This is a genomic window from Variovorax sp. V118 (assembly GCF_041154445.1).
Classification (GTDB): domain Bacteria; phylum Pseudomonadota; class Gammaproteobacteria; order Burkholderiales; family Burkholderiaceae_C; genus Variovorax; species Variovorax boronicumulans.
In genome coordinates, this window is record NZ_AP028663.1 from 3,369,424 (window position 1) to 3,385,272 (window position 15,849).

At 67.2% G+C, this 15,849-nt stretch carries 14 protein-coding genes; 3 read left to right on the forward strand and 11 right to left on the reverse strand.

Annotated features, from left to right (window positions below; genetic code table 11):
• Window positions 1–163 precede the first annotated feature (163 nt).
• The 7 genes from ACAM52_RS15625 to glpD all read right to left on the reverse strand — a co-directional run bounded on the left by ACAM52_RS15625 (window position 164) and on the right by glpD (window position 7,821).
• On the reverse strand, window positions 164–1,894 hold the full coding sequence (locus tag ACAM52_RS15625; protein WP_369647568.1) for an ABC transporter substrate-binding protein: 1,731 nt from the start codon (window positions 1,892–1,894) through the stop codon (window positions 164–166).
• A gap of 88 nt (window positions 1,895–1,982) precedes the next feature.
• Complete coding sequence (locus ACAM52_RS15630; protein ID WP_369647569.1) at window positions 1,983–2,291, reverse strand: DUF2160 domain-containing protein; 309 nt, start codon at window positions 2,289–2,291, stop codon at window positions 1,983–1,985.
• Between the two features lie 12 nt (window positions 2,292–2,303).
• Entirely contained in the window at window positions 2,304–3,116 is an 813-nt protein-coding gene (locus ACAM52_RS15635) for a carbohydrate ABC transporter permease (RefSeq protein WP_062476734.1), read from the reverse strand.
• Window positions 3,113–4,003 (reverse strand): carbohydrate ABC transporter permease, encoded by an 891-nt coding sequence (locus tag ACAM52_RS15640; RefSeq protein WP_062476737.1) that lies wholly within the window; start codon window positions 4,001–4,003, stop codon window positions 3,113–3,115. The genes ACAM52_RS15635 and ACAM52_RS15640 overlap by 4 nt, the downstream gene beginning before the upstream one ends.
• Window positions 4,000–5,070, reverse strand: coding sequence for an ABC transporter ATP-binding protein (locus tag ACAM52_RS15645; protein ID WP_062476739.1), 1,071 nt, complete (start codon window positions 5,068–5,070; stop codon window positions 4,000–4,002). Before ACAM52_RS15645 ends, ACAM52_RS15640 begins: the two co-directional genes overlap by 4 nt.
• Before the next feature lies 1 nt (window position 5,071).
• Window positions 5,072–6,145: an ABC transporter ATP-binding protein gene (locus ACAM52_RS15650; RefSeq protein ID WP_369647570.1), complete on the reverse strand. Its 1,074-nt coding sequence runs from the start codon at window positions 6,143–6,145 to the stop codon at window positions 5,072–5,074.
• Window positions 6,145–7,821 carry a glycerol-3-phosphate dehydrogenase gene (gene glpD, locus ACAM52_RS15655; RefSeq protein ID WP_369647571.1) on the reverse strand — a complete coding sequence of 559 codons (1,677 nt, stop codon included), beginning with the start codon at window positions 7,819–7,821 and terminating at the stop codon, window positions 6,145–6,147. Before glpD ends, ACAM52_RS15650 begins: the two co-directional genes overlap by 1 nt.
• Before the next feature lie 122 nt (window positions 7,822–7,943).
• Between glpD and ACAM52_RS15660 the strand changes: the two genes are divergently transcribed.
• Both ACAM52_RS15660 and glpK read left to right on the forward strand, forming a co-directional pair.
• The gene (locus ACAM52_RS15660; protein ID WP_062476748.1) at window positions 7,944–8,714 is read left to right on the forward strand and encodes a DeoR/GlpR family DNA-binding transcription regulator; all 771 of its coding nucleotides are present in this window, start codon (window positions 7,944–7,946) and stop codon (window positions 8,712–8,714) included.
• Window positions 8,715–8,733: 19 nt separating this feature from the next.
• Window positions 8,734–10,230, forward strand: a complete 1,497-nt coding sequence (gene glpK / locus ACAM52_RS15665) for a glycerol kinase GlpK (protein WP_369647572.1) — start codon at window positions 8,734–8,736, stop codon at window positions 10,228–10,230.
• Window positions 10,231–10,242: 12 nt separating this feature from the next.
• Here glpK and ACAM52_RS15670 read toward each other — a convergent pair whose 3' ends face one another.
• On the reverse strand, window positions 10,243–10,707 hold the full coding sequence (locus tag ACAM52_RS15670) for an SH3 domain-containing protein (RefSeq protein WP_070059471.1): 465 nt from the start codon (window positions 10,705–10,707) through the stop codon (window positions 10,243–10,245).
• A gap of 200 nt (window positions 10,708–10,907) precedes the next feature.
• Between ACAM52_RS15670 and ACAM52_RS15675 the strand changes: the two genes are divergently transcribed.
• A complete protein-coding gene (locus ACAM52_RS15675) occupies window positions 10,908–12,569 on the forward strand; it encodes a sulfatase-like hydrolase/transferase (RefSeq protein ID WP_369647573.1) in 1,662 nt (553 codons plus the stop codon).
• A gap of 13 nt (window positions 12,570–12,582) precedes the next feature.
• Here the strand turns inward: ACAM52_RS15675 and ACAM52_RS15680 are convergent, their stop codons facing one another.
• The 3 genes from ACAM52_RS15680 to ACAM52_RS15690 all read right to left on the reverse strand — a co-directional run bounded on the left by ACAM52_RS15680 (window position 12,583) and on the right by ACAM52_RS15690 (window position 15,762).
• Window positions 12,583–13,173 carry a DUF1566 domain-containing protein gene (locus tag ACAM52_RS15680; protein ID WP_369647574.1) on the reverse strand — a complete coding sequence of 197 codons (591 nt, stop codon included), beginning with the start codon at window positions 13,171–13,173 and terminating at the stop codon, window positions 12,583–12,585.
• 124 nt (window positions 13,174–13,297) lie between these two features.
• Window positions 13,298–14,254: an alpha-E domain-containing protein gene (locus ACAM52_RS15685; protein WP_062476763.1), complete on the reverse strand. Its 957-nt coding sequence runs from the start codon at window positions 14,252–14,254 to the stop codon at window positions 13,298–13,300.
• A gap of 11 nt (window positions 14,255–14,265) precedes the next feature.
• A complete protein-coding gene (locus ACAM52_RS15690; RefSeq protein WP_307694106.1) occupies window positions 14,266–15,762 on the reverse strand; it encodes a circularly permuted type 2 ATP-grasp protein in 1,497 nt (498 codons plus the stop codon).
• Window positions 15,763–15,849: the final 87 nt, after the last annotated feature.

Sequence of the window (15,849 nt, forward strand, 5' to 3'; positions counted from 1 at the left end):
GGCCGTGGCGGGGGCCGTCGAATGTAAGCGAACCTTTTCAAAGGTGCATCTGCCATAGGTCATGGCGTCGCGTGAATCCGACGAACCAGGGCGCCAGAAAGCGAAAAAGGGCCGCACCTCGCGGCGCGACCCTTGTTTGCAATTGCTGCTGGCGAAGCGCCGGTCAGCGCACCTTGCCGGCCTTCCAGGCGCTCAGCAGCTTGTTGTAGTCGATGGTCTCGCCCTTGGGCTTCTCGTTGGGCAGCTTCTTCCACGGGGCATGCTGGTCGCTGAGCCACTTGTTCGGGTCGCCCTTGGCGTTGAGCTTGGGCGCGCAGTGGGCCATGCCGGCGCGTTGCAGGCGGCCCATCACGTTGTCCATCTCGTCGGCCAGGTTGTCCATGGCTTTTTGCGGGGTTTTCTCGCCCGTGACGGCCTCGGCCACGTTCTTCCACCACAGCTGCGCCAGCTTGGGGTAGTCGGGCACGTTGGTGCCGGTGGGCGTCCATGCCACGCGGGCCGGGCTGCGGTAGAACTCGACCAGGCCGCCCAGCTTGGGCGCCATGTCGGTCATGGCCTTGCTCTGGATGTCCGATTCGCGGATCGGGGTCAGGCCCACGATGGTCTTCTTGAGCGAGACGCTCTTGGAGGTCACGAACTGGGCGTAGAGCCAGGCGGCGGCGGTCTTGTTGGCGTCATGGCCGTTGAAGAACGACCACGAACCCACGTCCTGGTAGCCGTTCTGCATGCCCTGCTTCCAGTACGGGCCGTTCGGGCCGGGCGCCATGCGCCACTTGGGCGTGCCGTCCTCGTTCACCACGGGCAGGCCCTTCTTGGTCATGTCGGCCGTGAAGGCCGTGTACCAGAAGATCTGCTGGGCGATCTGGCCCTGCGCGGGCACCGGGCCGGCTTCGCCGAAGGTCATGCCCATGGCTTCCTTGGGCGCGTACTTCTTCATCCAGTCGATGTACTTGGTGAGCGCGTACACGGCGGCCGGCGAGTTGGTCGCACCGCCGCGCGACACGGCCGCGCCCACGGGCGTGCACTTGTCATCGGCCACGCGAATGCCCCACTCGTCGATCGGCATGCCGTTGGGGGTGCCGATGTCGGCGGTGCCGGCCATCGAGAGCCACGCGTCGGTGAAGCGCCAGCCCAGCGACGGGTCCTTCTTGCCGTAGTCCATGTGGCCGTAGATCGGCTTGCCGTCGATGGTCTTCACGTCGACGCTGAAGAACTCGGCGATGTCCTCGTAGGCGCTCCAGTTCAGCGGCACGCCCAGGTCGTAGCCGTACTTGGCCTTGAACTTGTCCTTCAGGTCCTTGCGATCGAACAGGTCGGCGCGGAACCAGTACAGGTTGGCGAACTGCTGGTCGGGCAGCTGGTAGAGCTTGCCGTCGGGCGCGGTGGTGAACTTGGTGCCGATGAAGTCCTTGATGTCGAGCCCGGGGTTGGTGTACTCCTTGCCCGCACCGGCCATGTAGTCGGTGAGGTTCATCATCTTGCCGTAGCGGTAGTGCGTACCGATGAGGTCGGAGTCGGAAATCCAGCCGTCGTAGATCGACTTGCCCGACTGCATCGAGGTCTGCAGCTTCTCGACCACGTCGCCTTCCTGGATCAGGTCGTGCTTGACCTTGATGCCGGTGATTTCCTCGAAGGCCTTGGCCAGCGTCTTCGATTCGTATTCATGCGTGGTGATGGTCTCCGACACCACCGAGATTTCCTTGACGCCCTTGGCCTGCAGCTTCTTGGCCGCGTCGATGAACCACTTCATCTCGGCCGCCTGCTGGTCCTTGCTCAGGGTCGACGGCTGGAACTCGCTGTCGATCCATTTCTTGGCTTCGGGCTCTGCGGCCCATGCGCCGTGCGCGGCGACCATCGCCGCCGCCATTGCCAATGCCGTGTAGCGCATCTTCATGAATGTGTCTCCTCGGTTGTGCTTCCCCGGTTTTTTCATCGCGGCTCCGGGGAGGCGGAGAGCCGGACGCGTTGACGAAATCGGTGGGCTAGCCTTTGCGCATCACGAGCGCGAGCACGAACATCGACAGCACGAAGCCGATCCAGATCGAGGGCTCGGCCTCCAGGCTCAGCCACTCCTGCACCTTGCCGGCCAGGCCGACGAAGACCAGGTTGACGTAGGCAGCGGACAAGAGGCCGATGAAGAGCCGGTCGCCGCGCGTGGTGGCAATGGGCAGCCAGCCGCGCCGCATCGTGGTGGGCGACTTGAATTCCCACACGGTCATGCCGACCAGCATGAGCGCGATGCAGCTGAAGAAAACGGCCACCGGGGTGGTCCAGACCATCCAGTCGAACATGTCTCGACCTCCTTAGACGCGGCCCATCGCGAAACCCTTCGCGATGTAGTGACGCACAAACCAGATCACGATCGCGCCCGGCACGATGGTGAGCACGCCGGCCGCGGCCAGCGTCGCCCAGTCCATGCCCGAGGCGCTCACCGTGCGCGTCATCGTCGCCACGATGGGCTTGGCGTTCACGCTCGTGAGCGTGCGCGCCAGCAGCAGCTCGACCCAGCTGAACATGAAGCAGAAGAACGCCGCCACGCCCACGCCGGCCTTGATGAGCGGCAGGAAGATGGTGAGGAAGAAGCGCGGGAACGAGTAGCCGTCGATGTACGCCGTCTCGTCGATCTCGCGCGGGATGCCGCTCATGAAGCCTTCGAGAATCCACACCGCCAGCGGCACGTTGAACAGCAGGTGCGCCAGCGCCACGCCCAGGTGCGTGTCCATGAGGCCGACGGTGCTGTACAGCTGGAAGAACGGCAGCAGGAACACCGCGGGCGGCGTCATGCGGTTGGTCAGCAGCCAGAAGAACACGTGCTTGTCGCCCAGGAACGAATAGCGCGAGAACGCATAGGCTGCCGGCAGCGCCACGGTGAGCGAGATCACCGTGTTGATCGCCACGTAGATCAGGCTGTTGATGTAGCCCGAGTACCACGACTCGTCGGTGAAGATGCGCGCGTAGTTGGCCCAGGTGAGCTGCTGCGGGAAGAACGAGAAGCTCGACAGGATCTCCTCGTTCGTCTTGAAGCTCATGTTGACCATCCAGTAGATGGGCAACAGCGCGAACAGGATGTACAGCAGCAAGAAGATGCTGCGCTTGTGGAAGCGTTTTTCGTTCATTGTTCTTTCTCCACTTCTTGCGTGCCCACGCGCTGCATCCAGTTGTAGAGCACGAAGCAGAACAGCAGGATGATCAGGAAATAGATCAGCGAGAACGCAGCCGCCGGCCCGAGGTCGAACTGCCCCACGGCCTTCTGCGTGAGGTACTGGCTCAGGAAGGTGGTCGCATTGCCCGGCCCGCCGCCCGTCAGCACGAAGGGCTCGGTGTAGATCATGAAGCTGTCCATGAAGCGCAGCAGCACCGCGATCATCAGCACGCCGCGCATCTTGGGCAGCTGGATGTAGCGGAACACCGCGAACTTGCTGGCGCCGTCGATGCGCGCGGCCTGGTAGTAGGCGTCGGGAATCGAGCGCAGGCCGGCGTAGCAGAGCAAGGCCACCAGCGGCGTCCAGTGCCACACGTCCATCACCAGCACCGTGAGCCACGCGTCGGTCGCGCTGCCCGTGTAGTTGTATTCGATGCCCATGACCTGCAGCGCATGGCCCAGCAGGCCGATGTCGGCGCGGCCGTAGATCTGCCAGATGGTGCCCACCACGTTCCATGGAATGAGCAGCGACAGCGCCACCACCACCAGCACCGCCGACGACTTCCAGCCCGTGGCCGGCATCGACAGCGCGAGCGCGATGCCCAGCGGAATTTCCACCAGCAGCACCGACAGCGAGAAGCCCAGCTGGCGCCACAGCGCCTGGTGCAGCTCGTCGTCGCGCATCACGGCGGCGAACCATTCGGTGCCGACGAACACGCGCCGGTCGGGCGAGATGATGTCCTGCACCGAGTAGTTGACCACCGTCATCAACGGCACGATGGCCGAGAAGGCCACGCAGATCAGCACCGGCAGCACCAGCCACCATGCCTTCTGGTTGATCGGCTTGTTCGTCGGGTTCATGCCACCAGTTCCTCGTCCTTGTAGTAGCAGGTGTGGGTGTCGAGCACCCGCAGCCACACCGTGTCGCCCACCGAGGGCGGCTGTTCGTCCGAATGCATGCGCACCTTGACCACGCCGCCGTCGACTTCAGCGCTGAGCATCGCGTGCGTGCCGACGTCCTGCACCTGCTTCACCACCGCCGGCACGGCGCCGGCGGCACCCGCGTTCGACAGGCGCAGGTACTCGGGCCGGATGCCGATCTTGAGCGCGCCGGGCGGCAGCTCGCGCGTGGGCACCAGCGGCGTGCCCGCCACTTCGAGCGCACCGTTGGCGCTGTGGGCCGACAGGAAGTTCATGCCCGGCGAGCCGATGAAATGGCCGACGAAGGTGTGGGCCGGCCGCTCGAACAGCGCCTCGGCGCTGCCCACCTGCACGGCCTTGCCGCGCGTCATGACCACCACCTCTTCGGCGAAGGTGAGCGCCTCGACCTGGTCGTGCGTCACGTAGATCAGCGTGAGCTTGAGCTCGCGGTGGATCTGCTTGAGCTTGCGGCGCAGCTGCCACTTCAGGTGCGGGTCGATCACGGTGAGCGGTTCGTCGAACAGCACGGCCGACACGTCGCTGCGCACCAGGCCGCGGCCCAGCGAGATCTTCTGCTTGGCGTCGGCCGCCAGGCCCGCGGCGCGCTGGTTGAGCTGGCCGCTCATGTCGAGCATCTCGGCGATCTCGCCGACACGCTTCTTGATCTGGTCTTCGGGCACCTTGCGGTTGCGCAGCGGGAACGCGAGGTTCTCGGCCACGGTCATGGTGTCGTAGATCACCGGGAACTGGAACACCTGCGCGATGTTGCGTTCCTGCGGCGTGGCGCGCGTCATGTCGCGGCCGTCGAAGCTCACGCTGCCCTGCGACGGCACGAGCAGGCCCGAGATGATGTTGAGCATGGTCGTCTTGCCGCAGCCCGAGGGGCCGAGCAAGGCGTACGCGCCACCGTCGCGGAAGCTCATCTTGAGCGGGAGCAGCGCGTAGTCGCTGTCCTGCGTGGGGTTGGCGCGGTAGGCGTGGGCCAGGTCGAGATCGATGCGTGCCATCTCAAGCTCCTTTGCGCCATGCGGGCGCCAGCGCCAGCTTTTCGCTGGCATCGAACACATAGGCTTGCGATGCGCTGAAGTACAGCGTGATCGAAGCGCCCAGCTCGAAGCGGTGCACACCGGTGAGCTGCGCCACCAGTTCGCCCACCGCGGTATCGACGTGCACGAAGGTGTCGGAGCCCGAAATTTCGGCCAGCTCCACCTTGCCGGGCAAGGCGATGTCGCCCTCCCCTGCGTCGACATTCAATGCGCTCGCACGCAGACCGACCGTGACCGTGCCCGAGGTGCTCTCGGGCAGTGCCAGCGCCAGCGCCGGGCCGCCCGCCAGTTGCACGCGGCCGGCCGCGGCCGTGCCCGCCAGCAGGTTCATCGGCGGATCGCTGAAGGCGCGCGCCACGCGCAGCGACTGCGGCGCATGGAACACCTCGGCGGTCGGGCCGTACTGCAGCAGCTCGCCGGCGTCCATCACGGCCGTGTAGCCGCCCAGCAGCAGCGCTTCGCCGGGCTCGGTGGTGGCGTAGATGACGGTCGAGTCGCCGGTGGCGAAGAGCTGCGTGAGTTCTTCGCGCAGGCCTTCGCGCAGCTTGTAGTCGAGGTTGACCAGCGGCTCGTCGAGCAGCATCAGCGGTGCGTTCTTGGCGAGCGCACGCGCCAGCGCCACGCGCTGCTGCTGGCCGCCCGACAGCTCGGCCGGCAGGCGGTCGAGGAACATGCCGATGTGCAGCTTGTCGGCCAGCGCCCTCACACGCGCATCGATGTTCGATTCGCCGCGCAGCTTCAGCGGCGAGGCGATGTTGTCGAACACCTTGAGCGAGGGGTAGTTGATGAACTGCTGGTAGACCATCGCGACATTGCGCTCGCGCACCGGCGTGCCGGTGACGTCCTTGCCGTCGACCAGCACACGCCCGGTGCTCGGCGTGTCGAGCCCGGCCATGAGGCGCATCAGGCTGGTCTTGCCGGCCTGCGTGGCGCCGAGCAGCACGGTCACCGCGCCGCTTTTCGGCGCAATGCTCTGCTCGTAGAGCCAGGTTTGCGCGCCGACCTTCTTGGTGACGCGCTCCAGAGTCAGCTGCATCAGCTCACCTCCACTTCCACGGTGTCGTTGTTGTTCTTTGCGTTGGCCTGCAGCCAGATCGCCACCTGCTCGCGCTCGGCGGGCGTGTAGTGCAGGCCGAGCTTGGTGCGGCGCCAGAGCACGTCGTCCGAGCTCACGGCCCATTCGCGCGCCTGCAGGAAGCGCAGCTCGCGCTCGTACAGGCCGGGCGCCACCTCGGCGCCCATGTCGGCCAGCGACTGCGCCTCGCCGACCAGTTCAGCCACGCGTGCGCCGTAGCCGCGTGCCAGCCGCAGCGCGACCTGGGCGTCGAGCCAGGGGTACCTGGCCTGCACGGCGGCCACGAAGCGGGCGAAGTCGTCGTCGGGGCGCTTGGGCGCGCCGATCCAGGCCGACAGGTCGCCGCCGGCCAGGAAGGCGCCGTCGGTCCAGGCCGGGCGTTGCGCGCCCGACTGGCCGAGCATCTTGCCGACCTCGTCGGCCGCGTCCTCGGCCAGCTTGCGGAAGGTGGTGATCTTGCCGCCCCACACCGACAGCAGCGGCGCGGCGGTGGTGTTCGACTCGAGCAGGTAGTCGCGCGTGACGGCCGAGGGGTCGCCCGAGGCGTCGTCCAGCAGCGGGCGCACGCCCGAGTAGGTCCAGACCACGTCGGCCGGCACGATGGCCTTGTCGAAGTAGCGGCTGGCCTGGGTGCACAGGTAGTCGATTTCTTCCTGCGCGATGCGCGCGGCGCCGGGGTCGTCGCCGCTGATCTCGATGTCGGTGGTGCCGATCAGCGTGAACGCGCCCTGGTAGGGGATGGCGAAGATGATCCGCTTGTCGGGGTTCTGGAAGATGTAGGCGTGGTCGTGGTCGAACAGGCGCGGCACGATGATGTGGCTGCCCTTCACGAGCCGCAGGCTCTTGGTGGCCAGCGCCTCGCCGCGCGCCGACTGGGCCACGCCGCGCAGGAAGGATTCGGCCCAGGGGCCGGCCGCGTTCACCACGGCGCGCGCACGCACGGTGCGGTGCGCGCCATCGGGGCCTTCGAGCGTGGCGACCCAGCCCTCGGCGCCGCGCTGCGCATGGATGCAGCGCGTGCGCGTAAGCACTTCGGCGCCCTTCGAGCGCGCGTCGATGGCGTTGAGCACCACCAGCCGCGCGTCGTCGACCCAGCCGTCGGAGTACACGAAGCCGCGCTTGTACTGCGCCTTGAGCGGTGCGCCGGCCGGGTGCTGGCGCAGGTCGATGCCGCGCGACGGCGGCAGCACCTCGCGCCTGGCGAGGTGGTCGTACATGAACAGGCCGATGCGGATCATCCAGGCCGGGCGCATCGAGGGGTCGTGCGGCATCACGAAGCGCAGCGGCCACATGATGTGCGGCGCGCTCTTGAGCAGCACCTCGCGCTCCTGCAGCGCCTTGCGCACCAGCGAGAACTCGTAGTACTCGAGGTAGCGCAGCCCGCCGTGGATCAGCTTGGTGGAAGACGACGACGTGTGCGAGGCCAGGTCGTCCTTCTCGCACAGGACCACGCGCCAGCCCCGGCCGGCCAGGTCGCGCGCAATGCCGCAGCCGTTGATGCCACCGCCGACGATCAGCACATCGCAATCGGTGGCGGGTTCGGCCGCTGGAGAGGAGAAATCGGTCACAGGCTGGAGGTCCGTAGGTTCGTGACTTTTGTCAGCAAAGGCCGAGATTGTATTTTCGCGTTTTTTCATTTGGATTCCTTTTGGCGCGATTTTCCTCCGAGTTTTCCCTTACTCGGCTTCGTTTTCTTTCGTTTTAAAGTGACGCGGCCTGTACCCTCGACCCCAGTCTTTCCGCTTTCCACGACGCCTCTGTGAACTCCAACCCGCGCCAGATCAACCTCCTCGACACCGTGCGCGCGCGCGGCTCCGTCACCGTCGAACAGCTCGCCGACATGCTGGGCGTCACGCTGCAGACCGTGCGGCGCGACGTGCAGCGGCTGGCCGATGCGGGCTTGCTCACGCGTTTCCACGGTGGCGTGCGCGTGCCCAGCTCGACCACCGAGAACATCGGTTACCAGCAGCGCGAAACGCTCAACGCCGACGGAAAAGCGCGCATTGCGCGCCGCGTGGCCGAGCTGGTGCCCAACGACTGCTCGCTGATCCTGAACATCGGCACCACCACCGAGGCCATCGCCAAGGCGCTGATGCGCCACACGGGCCTGCGCGTGATCACCAACAACCTGAACGTGGCGACCATCCTGAGTGGCAACACGGCCTGCGAGGTGATCGTGGCCGGCGGCTCGGTGCGCCCGCGCGACCGCGCCGTGGTGGGCGAGGCCACCATCGACTTCATCCGCCAGTTCAAGGTCGACATCGCACTCATCGGCGTGTCGAGCATCGAGGCCGACGGCTCGCTGCGCGACTTCGACCTGCGCGAGGTGAAGGTCGCGCAGACCATCATTGCCCAGGCGCGCGAGGTGTGGCTGGCGGCCGACGCGAGCAAATTCAACCGGCCGGCCATGATCCAGCTGGGCACGCTCTCGCAGATCGACCGCCTGTTCACCGACGCCGCGCCGCCGCCACCCTTCCCCGACCTGCTGCACGCCGCGCAGGTGCGCCTCGAGATCGCGCGCGACAACTGAACCCCATCAGACTCATCGAATGACCACCTACCTGCTTGCCCTGGACCAGGGCACCTCCAGCTCGCGCAGCATCGTGTTCGACCGCGAAGGCCGCATCGTCGCCATCGCCCAGAAGGAGCTCACGCAGATCTATCCGCAGCCGGGCTGGGTCGAGCACGACCCGATGGAAATCTGGCGCAGCCAGCTGGCCACCGCGCGCGAGGTGCTGGCCAAGGCGAAGCTGCAGCCCGCCGACATCCACGCCATCGGCATCACCAACCAGCGCGAGACCACCGTGCTGTGGAACCGCACCACCGGCCAGCCGGTGCACCACGCCATCGTCTGGCAGGACCGCCGCGCCGAGCCGCTGTGCGCGCAGCTGCGCGAGCAGGGCCTGAGCGACACCATCCGCGAAAAGACCGGGCTGGTGATCGACGCGTATTTCTCGGGCACCAAGCTGCGCTGGCTGCTCGACAACGTGCCCAGCGCGCGCGCCCAGGCCGAACGCGGCGAACTGGCCTTCGGCACGGTCGACAGCTGGCTCATGTGGCAGCTCACCGGCGGCAAGGTGCATGTGACCGACGTGAGCAACGCCTCGCGCACCATGCTCTTCAACGTGCACACGAACGACTGGGACGCCGACCTGCTGAAGGCGCTGGACATTCCCGCCGCGCTGATGCCGAAGGTGCAGCCCTCGAGCTCGCACTTTGCCGACACCGACGCCGCGCTGCTGGGCCACGCGCTGCCCATCGGCGGCGTGGCCGGCGACCAGCAGAGCGCCCTCTTCGGCCAGGCCTGCTTCGAGGCCGGCATGGCCAAGAACACCTACGGCACCGGCTGCTTCCTGCTGATGCACACGGGCGGTGCGTTCCAGCCCTCGCACAACGGCCTGCTCGTGACCAGCGCCGCGCAGGTCGACGCGACCCCGCAGTACGCGATGGAAGGCAGCGTGTTCGTCGGCGGCGCCGTGGTGCAGTGGCTGCGTGACGGCCTCAAGGCCATCAAGGGCAGCGCCGAGGTGCAGTCGCTCGCCGAGAGCGTGCCCGACGCCGGCGGCGTGATGATGGTGCCGGCCTTCACCGGCCTGGGCGCGCCCTACTGGGACGCGGACGCGCGCGGCACGATCAGCGGCCTCACGCGCGGCACCACGGTCGCGCACATCGCGCGCGCCGCGCTGGAAAGCATCGCCTACCAGAGCGCCGCGCTGCTACAGGCCATGAGCCGCGACGCCGTGGCCGCGGGCGGCAAGCCCGTGGCCGAGCTGCGCGTGGACGGCGGTGCGAGCGTGAACGACCTGCTGATGCAGTTCCAGGCCGACCTGCTGGGCATTCCGGTGGTGCGGCCCGAGGTGGTCGAGACCACCGCGCTGGGCGCGGCCTACCTGGCGGGGCTGTCGACCGGCGTCTACACCGATGCGCGCCAGCTCTCCAAGCTGTGGAAGGTGGAGCGACGCTTCATGCCGACCATGGGCCGCGCGCAGGCCGAGGAATCGATGGCGCGCTGGGAGCGCGCGGTGCGCCAGGCCACCGCGACCTGAGCGCCCTCGGTTTCACCAGCCCCAGAGGGAACGCTTCAGCACCCAGCCGGTGGTGCCGCCTTCGTGGCGCACCTTCACCCAGTCGCCACGGCGCTCGAGGGTGCGCAGCACGTCGCCGTACACGGCCTTCTTCACGACCGGGCTGCGCGCGCCGGGCGCGCGGCGCAACTGCGCAGTCTTCGCCTTCACGACGTGGTGCGGCGTCTTGCTCGTCATCGAACGGAAGACCCAGGCCTTGTCGTTCTCGAAATCGGTGACGCGCAGCCAGTCGCCCTTGCGGCCGATCACGCGCAGCGGATAACCCCGGCTCACCGTCCAGTGCGCCTCGGCGCGCTGGCTGGGGGCGGTACGCATGTTCAGGGTCTTGACCGCGACACTGACCATCTGCGGCTGCGCGGCAAAGGCGGACGGCAGCACCATCCACGAGAAGAAGAATGCGAGCAGGAGCGCGGGCAGTCGGCGGCTGAATCGGGCCATGGGGCGAGGGTTCCTTTCGAGAAGACACAAGAGGTCCGGCAAATGCCGGTCGAAGCCCCCTCTGGGACGCTGAGCGCCGATAAGTTCCGCGGGGATATCCCTGAGCCGCACTCCAAAGACCCCGCGAGGGTCGGGACACTGGCCGTGTCGCGGCAGGGTGCGGGGCAGAATTCGCCCGCCCTCGACTCCCCGCGCCGCGCTTGACACATCCCGCCACCGACGCCCCGCGTCCTTCCTCCAGCGCCCTGCTGGCCTGCGGCGTGGTCGGCGCGACGCTGCTGGCGCTGATCGCCCTGGGCCACGACGGCCGCCGCATTGCCCAGCTCGCGGTGCTCGCCGCGCCGCCCGTGCTCTGGCTGCTGTGGCCGCTGCACAGCGCACGCCTGCGGCGCTGGCGCACGGCGCTCGTGTGGCTCTGGGTCATGGGCTTCGGCCTGGACGCCGTGGTCCGCGCCTACCTGCTCGACACCTACCAGGCCGCGCCCGACAGCGCCATGGTGCTGGGCGCCGCGGCCAACACCAACGCGCGGGAAAGCGCCGAGTACCTGCGCATGCACTGGCGCTCCGCCGTCGTCTGGTCGGCCGCGCTCGTGGCGGCCGGCCTGCTGGCGGGCCTGTTCGCGCGACGCGGTGCCACGGCGCCACGTGCGCGTCGGCCGTTCTGGGCGCGCTCGCTGATGCTGCTCATCCTGCTCGTCGCCTGCGTCGCCTACGTGAGCAAACCCTGGCGCCGGCTGCACCCGGTCGTCTTCTGGACCCAGTGGTCGCAGTCGCTGCAGGACCAGCGCGCCGCCTGGGCCGACCAGGAAAAAACCCGCGATGCGCAGATGGCCCAGGCCCGGCAGATCGCGCCGGTGATCACGCGCGAGGGACCGTCCACGGTCGTGCTCGTCATCACCGACAGCATCAACCGCGACAACATGGGCCTGTACGGCTACGGCCGCCCGACCACGCCGCGCCTGCAGGCGCACAAGGCGCAGGAAGGCGACCGCATGGCCGTGCTGCGCAACGCGTGGTCGGTGGACGCGAGCACCCTGCCCGCGCTGCGCAACATGTTCCATTTCGGCCAGCCCGCGAATGGAAACGACGGAAACAACGGAAACGGCGACAGCCCGCCCCACCTGCTGGCCCTGGCGCGCGCCGCCGGCTACAAGGTCTGGTGGATCAGCAACCACGACGACCTGGCCATCGAGCAGCAGCACGCGCGCTACGCCGACGTGGTCGACATGGTGAACCGCACGCCGGGCCGCGCCAGCGCCTCGCTCGACGGCGAGATCCTCGACTGCGTGCAGGAGGCCTTTGCCGACACCAGCACCGAGCGCAAGCTCATCGTGGTCCACCTGATGGGCGCGCACCCGCACTACAGCCTGCGCTTTCCCGAGAACGCCAATCCCTTCGACGACAGCGTCGACGCGGTCGAGAACGGCCTCGTCAAGGACGGCCGCTCGGCCTGGGTGCGCCACTTCCGCCAGGAGTACGACGCGGCCCTGCTGTACCACGACTTCGTGGTGTCGGAACTGCTGCAGCAGACCCGCAGCACCGGCAAGCCGGACGACTACCGCGCCTGGATGTACCTGTCGGACCACGGCCAGGAAGTCGGCCACGGCAGCGACCGCGCAGGCCACAGCCCCGCGACCGCCTCGGGCTACCGCATCCCGGCCGTCGTCTGGCGCAACCGCGAGCCACTGCCCACCGGCGCCGCCACGCAGCAGCCCTTTCGCGCGGACTGGGCCGGCTGGAGCCTGATGGACCTGCTGGGCATCCGCTGGAGCGGGCAGAAGGCCGAGCGCAATGTGCTGGGCGACAGCTACCGGTGGCAGGCGCCGGAGATTCCGGTGACTGTCGAGTCGTTCTCGAAGTAGAAGTAGCTGAAGGTCAGCGATCGGCCACCGGCCGCACGGCGTGGGCGGCCTCGGCCGCCTCGTTCTGGCCGATCCATGCATTGCTGAAGTCCACGGCATAGAAGTGCTGCGCGGCCTCGCTGCCCGAGCCCGACCAGAACTTGCGCAGCGGCGTATCGGGAAAGCGTGCGCTGTCGATGGTGGGAACGGAGGTTTCGCGGGCGCACCAACGAGGCACGGTGACAGGCTCCCGTTCGGGGCTCAGCTCGAGCGTGAAGGTCTCGTCGACCAGGCCATGGTCGCAACGCCGCAGCGCCGCCAGCTCCACGATGGTCGGCAGCCGCCATTGCGAGATGCCTTCATGGCCCTTGGCGTTGAGCGCCTGCACGCGCTCCTGCGCGTCCATCAGGCTCAGGGCTTCGGCCTCGCCGACGCAACGACCACCCTGCCAGGTCTGCCCCAGCGCGCAGCGCAGCCAGCGCAATCCCGTGGCGGCATCGACGACGACGGCCGTCGATGCCTGCGCGGAGGCTTGTTCTTTCGGTGAGGCGGCCTGGTCGCAGCCGGCAAGCAACACGACAGCCGCCAAGGCGGCGGCCTTCCACTTGCCATCACGGGCAAGCATTGATTTCTTCATGAGAACTCCCTGCGGTCAGCAACTTGGATCGAGATCGAACTCGAATCCTACCGCCGGGTGCGCGGAGTCCTGGGGCCTGCACGGGCCCGCAGGACATCGGCTCGATGCGTCGTCAGTGCGCCGGCACCAGGAAGTCCTGGCTGATGCGCCCGCCCAGCTCGTTCACCCGGTCGAGGAACTGCGTGAGGTAGGCATGCAGGCCCGTCGCCAGGATCTCGTCGACGCGTGCGTACTGCAGGTCGGCCAGCAGCTTGCCGGCGCGGCGTTGGGTTTCGGCGCTCTGCTCGTTCTGCACTTTGGCAAGGTTGTTGACCACCTCGACCAGGCTGGCGTGCAGCGAGCGCGGCATGTCGGCGCGAAGAATGAGCAGCTCGGCCACGCGCTCGGGCTTGATCACGTCGCGGTACACCTTGCGGTAGACCTCGAAGGCCGAGACGCTGCGCAGGATCGCGCTCCAGTGATAGAAGTCGTACTCTTGGTCTTCCTCGGTGGCGGCGCCGAAGAACTCGCTGTTGAGCGCGTGGAACTTCACGTCGACCAGGCGCGCCGTGTTGTCGGCACGCTCCAAAAAGGTGCCCAGGCGCGAGAAGTAGAACGCCTCATCCTGGAGCATGGTGCCCAGCGTGACGCCGCGCGACAGGTGCGAGCGGAACTTGACCCACTCGAAGAACTGCCCCGGGTCGCGCTCGAAATCGCCGGCGCGCAGCATGCGGTTCACTTCGAGCCAGGTGGTGTTCTGCGTTTCCCAGGCCTCGGTGGTGAGCGCGCCGCGCACGGCACGCGCATTCTCGCGCGCAGCCTTCAGGCAGGAGACGATCGACGACGGATTGCTCTCGTCCTTGACCATGAACTCCATGACTTCGTTGGGCGTGATCTGGTCGTACTTCTTGCTGTACCAGGGCAGCAATTCGCTGATCGAGAGCACGCCCTGCCAGCCGTACTTGGCGACCTCGGCCGACTGCGGCAGCAGCGAGGTCTGGTAGTTGACGTCGAGCATGCGCGCCGTGTTCTCGGCACGCTCGGTGTAGCGCGACATCCAGTAGAGGTGGTCTGCGGTGCGGGACAGCATCGTGGGTGCTCCTACTGCGATTGGCTTTGCGACTGCGTGGCCGCCTTCGGCTTGGCCGTGCGGTCCGCTTCGAGAATCCAGGTGTCCTTGGTGCCGCCGCCCTGCGACGAGTTGACCACCAGTGACCCTTCCTTGAGCGCCACGCGCGTGAGGCCGCCGGGCACCATCTGCACCTCGCTGCCCGAGAGCACGAAGGGACGCAGGTCGATGTGGCGCGGCGCGATGCCGGCGTCGACGAAGGTCGGCGAGGTCGACAGGCTCAGCGTGGGCTGGGCGATGTAGCCGTCGGGCTTGGCGATGACGGCCTTCTTGAAGTCTTCGATCTCGGCCTGCGTGGCGGCCGGGCCGATGAGCATGCCGTAGCCGCCGGCGCCGTGCACCTCCTTGACGACCAGGTCCTTCATGTTGTCGAGCGTGTACTGCAGCTCGTCTTTATTCCGGCACATGTAGGTCGGCACGTTCTTCAGGATCGGCTTCTCGCCGAGGTAGAACTCGATCATCTTCGGCACGTACGGGTAGATCGACTTGTCGTCGGCCACGCCGGTACCCACGGCATTGCAGATCACGACGTTGCCCTGGCGGTAGGCGCGCATGAGGCCCGCGCAGCCGAGGGTGGAGGTCGGGCGGAACACCTCGGGGTCGAGGAAGTCGTCGTCGACGCGGCGGTAGATCACGTCGACCCGCACCGGGCCGCGCGTGGTGCGCATGTAGACGAAGTCGTCCTTCACGAAAAGGTCTTGCCCCTCGACCAGCTCCACGCCCATCTGCTGGGCCAGGAAGGCGTGCTCGAAGTAGGCGCTGTTGTACATGCCGGGCGTGAGCACCACCACCGTGGGCTCGGCCGTGGCCGGCGGCGCGCTGGCGCGCAGGGTTTCGAGCAGCAGGTCGGGGTAATGGGCGACCGGCGCGATGCGGTTCTGGTTGAACAGCTCCGGGAAGAGCCGCATCATCATCTTGCGGTTCTCGAGCATGTAGCTCACGCCGCTGGGCACGCGCAGGTTGTCTTCGAGCACGTAGTACTCGCCGTTGCCCTGGGCATCGGGGGCGCGCACGATGTCGATGCCCGAGATGTTCGAGTAGACGTTGTGCGGCACGTTCACGCCCATCATCTCGGGGCGGAACTGGGCGTTGTTCAGGATCTGCTCGGCCGGGATGATGCCGGCCTTGATGATTTCCTGGTCGTGGTACACGTCGTACAGGAAGCGGTTGAGCGCCGTGACACGTTGCACCAGCCCCTTTTCCATGCTCTCCCACTCGTGGGAGGGAATGATCCGGGGCAGCAGGTCGAACGGGATCAGCCGCTCGGTGCCGGAGCCGTCCTCGTCCTTGGCGCCGTACACCGCGAAGGTGATGCCGACCCGGCGGAAAATCATTTCCGCCTCTTCACGCCGCGATCGCATCACCTCACCGGGTTGCTTCGCAAGCCATTGGTCGTAGCGCTTGTAGTGCTGTCGGATTGCAGCGCCCGCGTAGGGGAGCTGCTCATACATCTCGTCGAATTTGTGCATGGAACGACCAATCTCCTTGAGCCATAGCTTAGCAAGTTCGAGGCCAGTAGAAGCCCTAGGTTTGGGTCCGATGCGAGGGCATTTCGC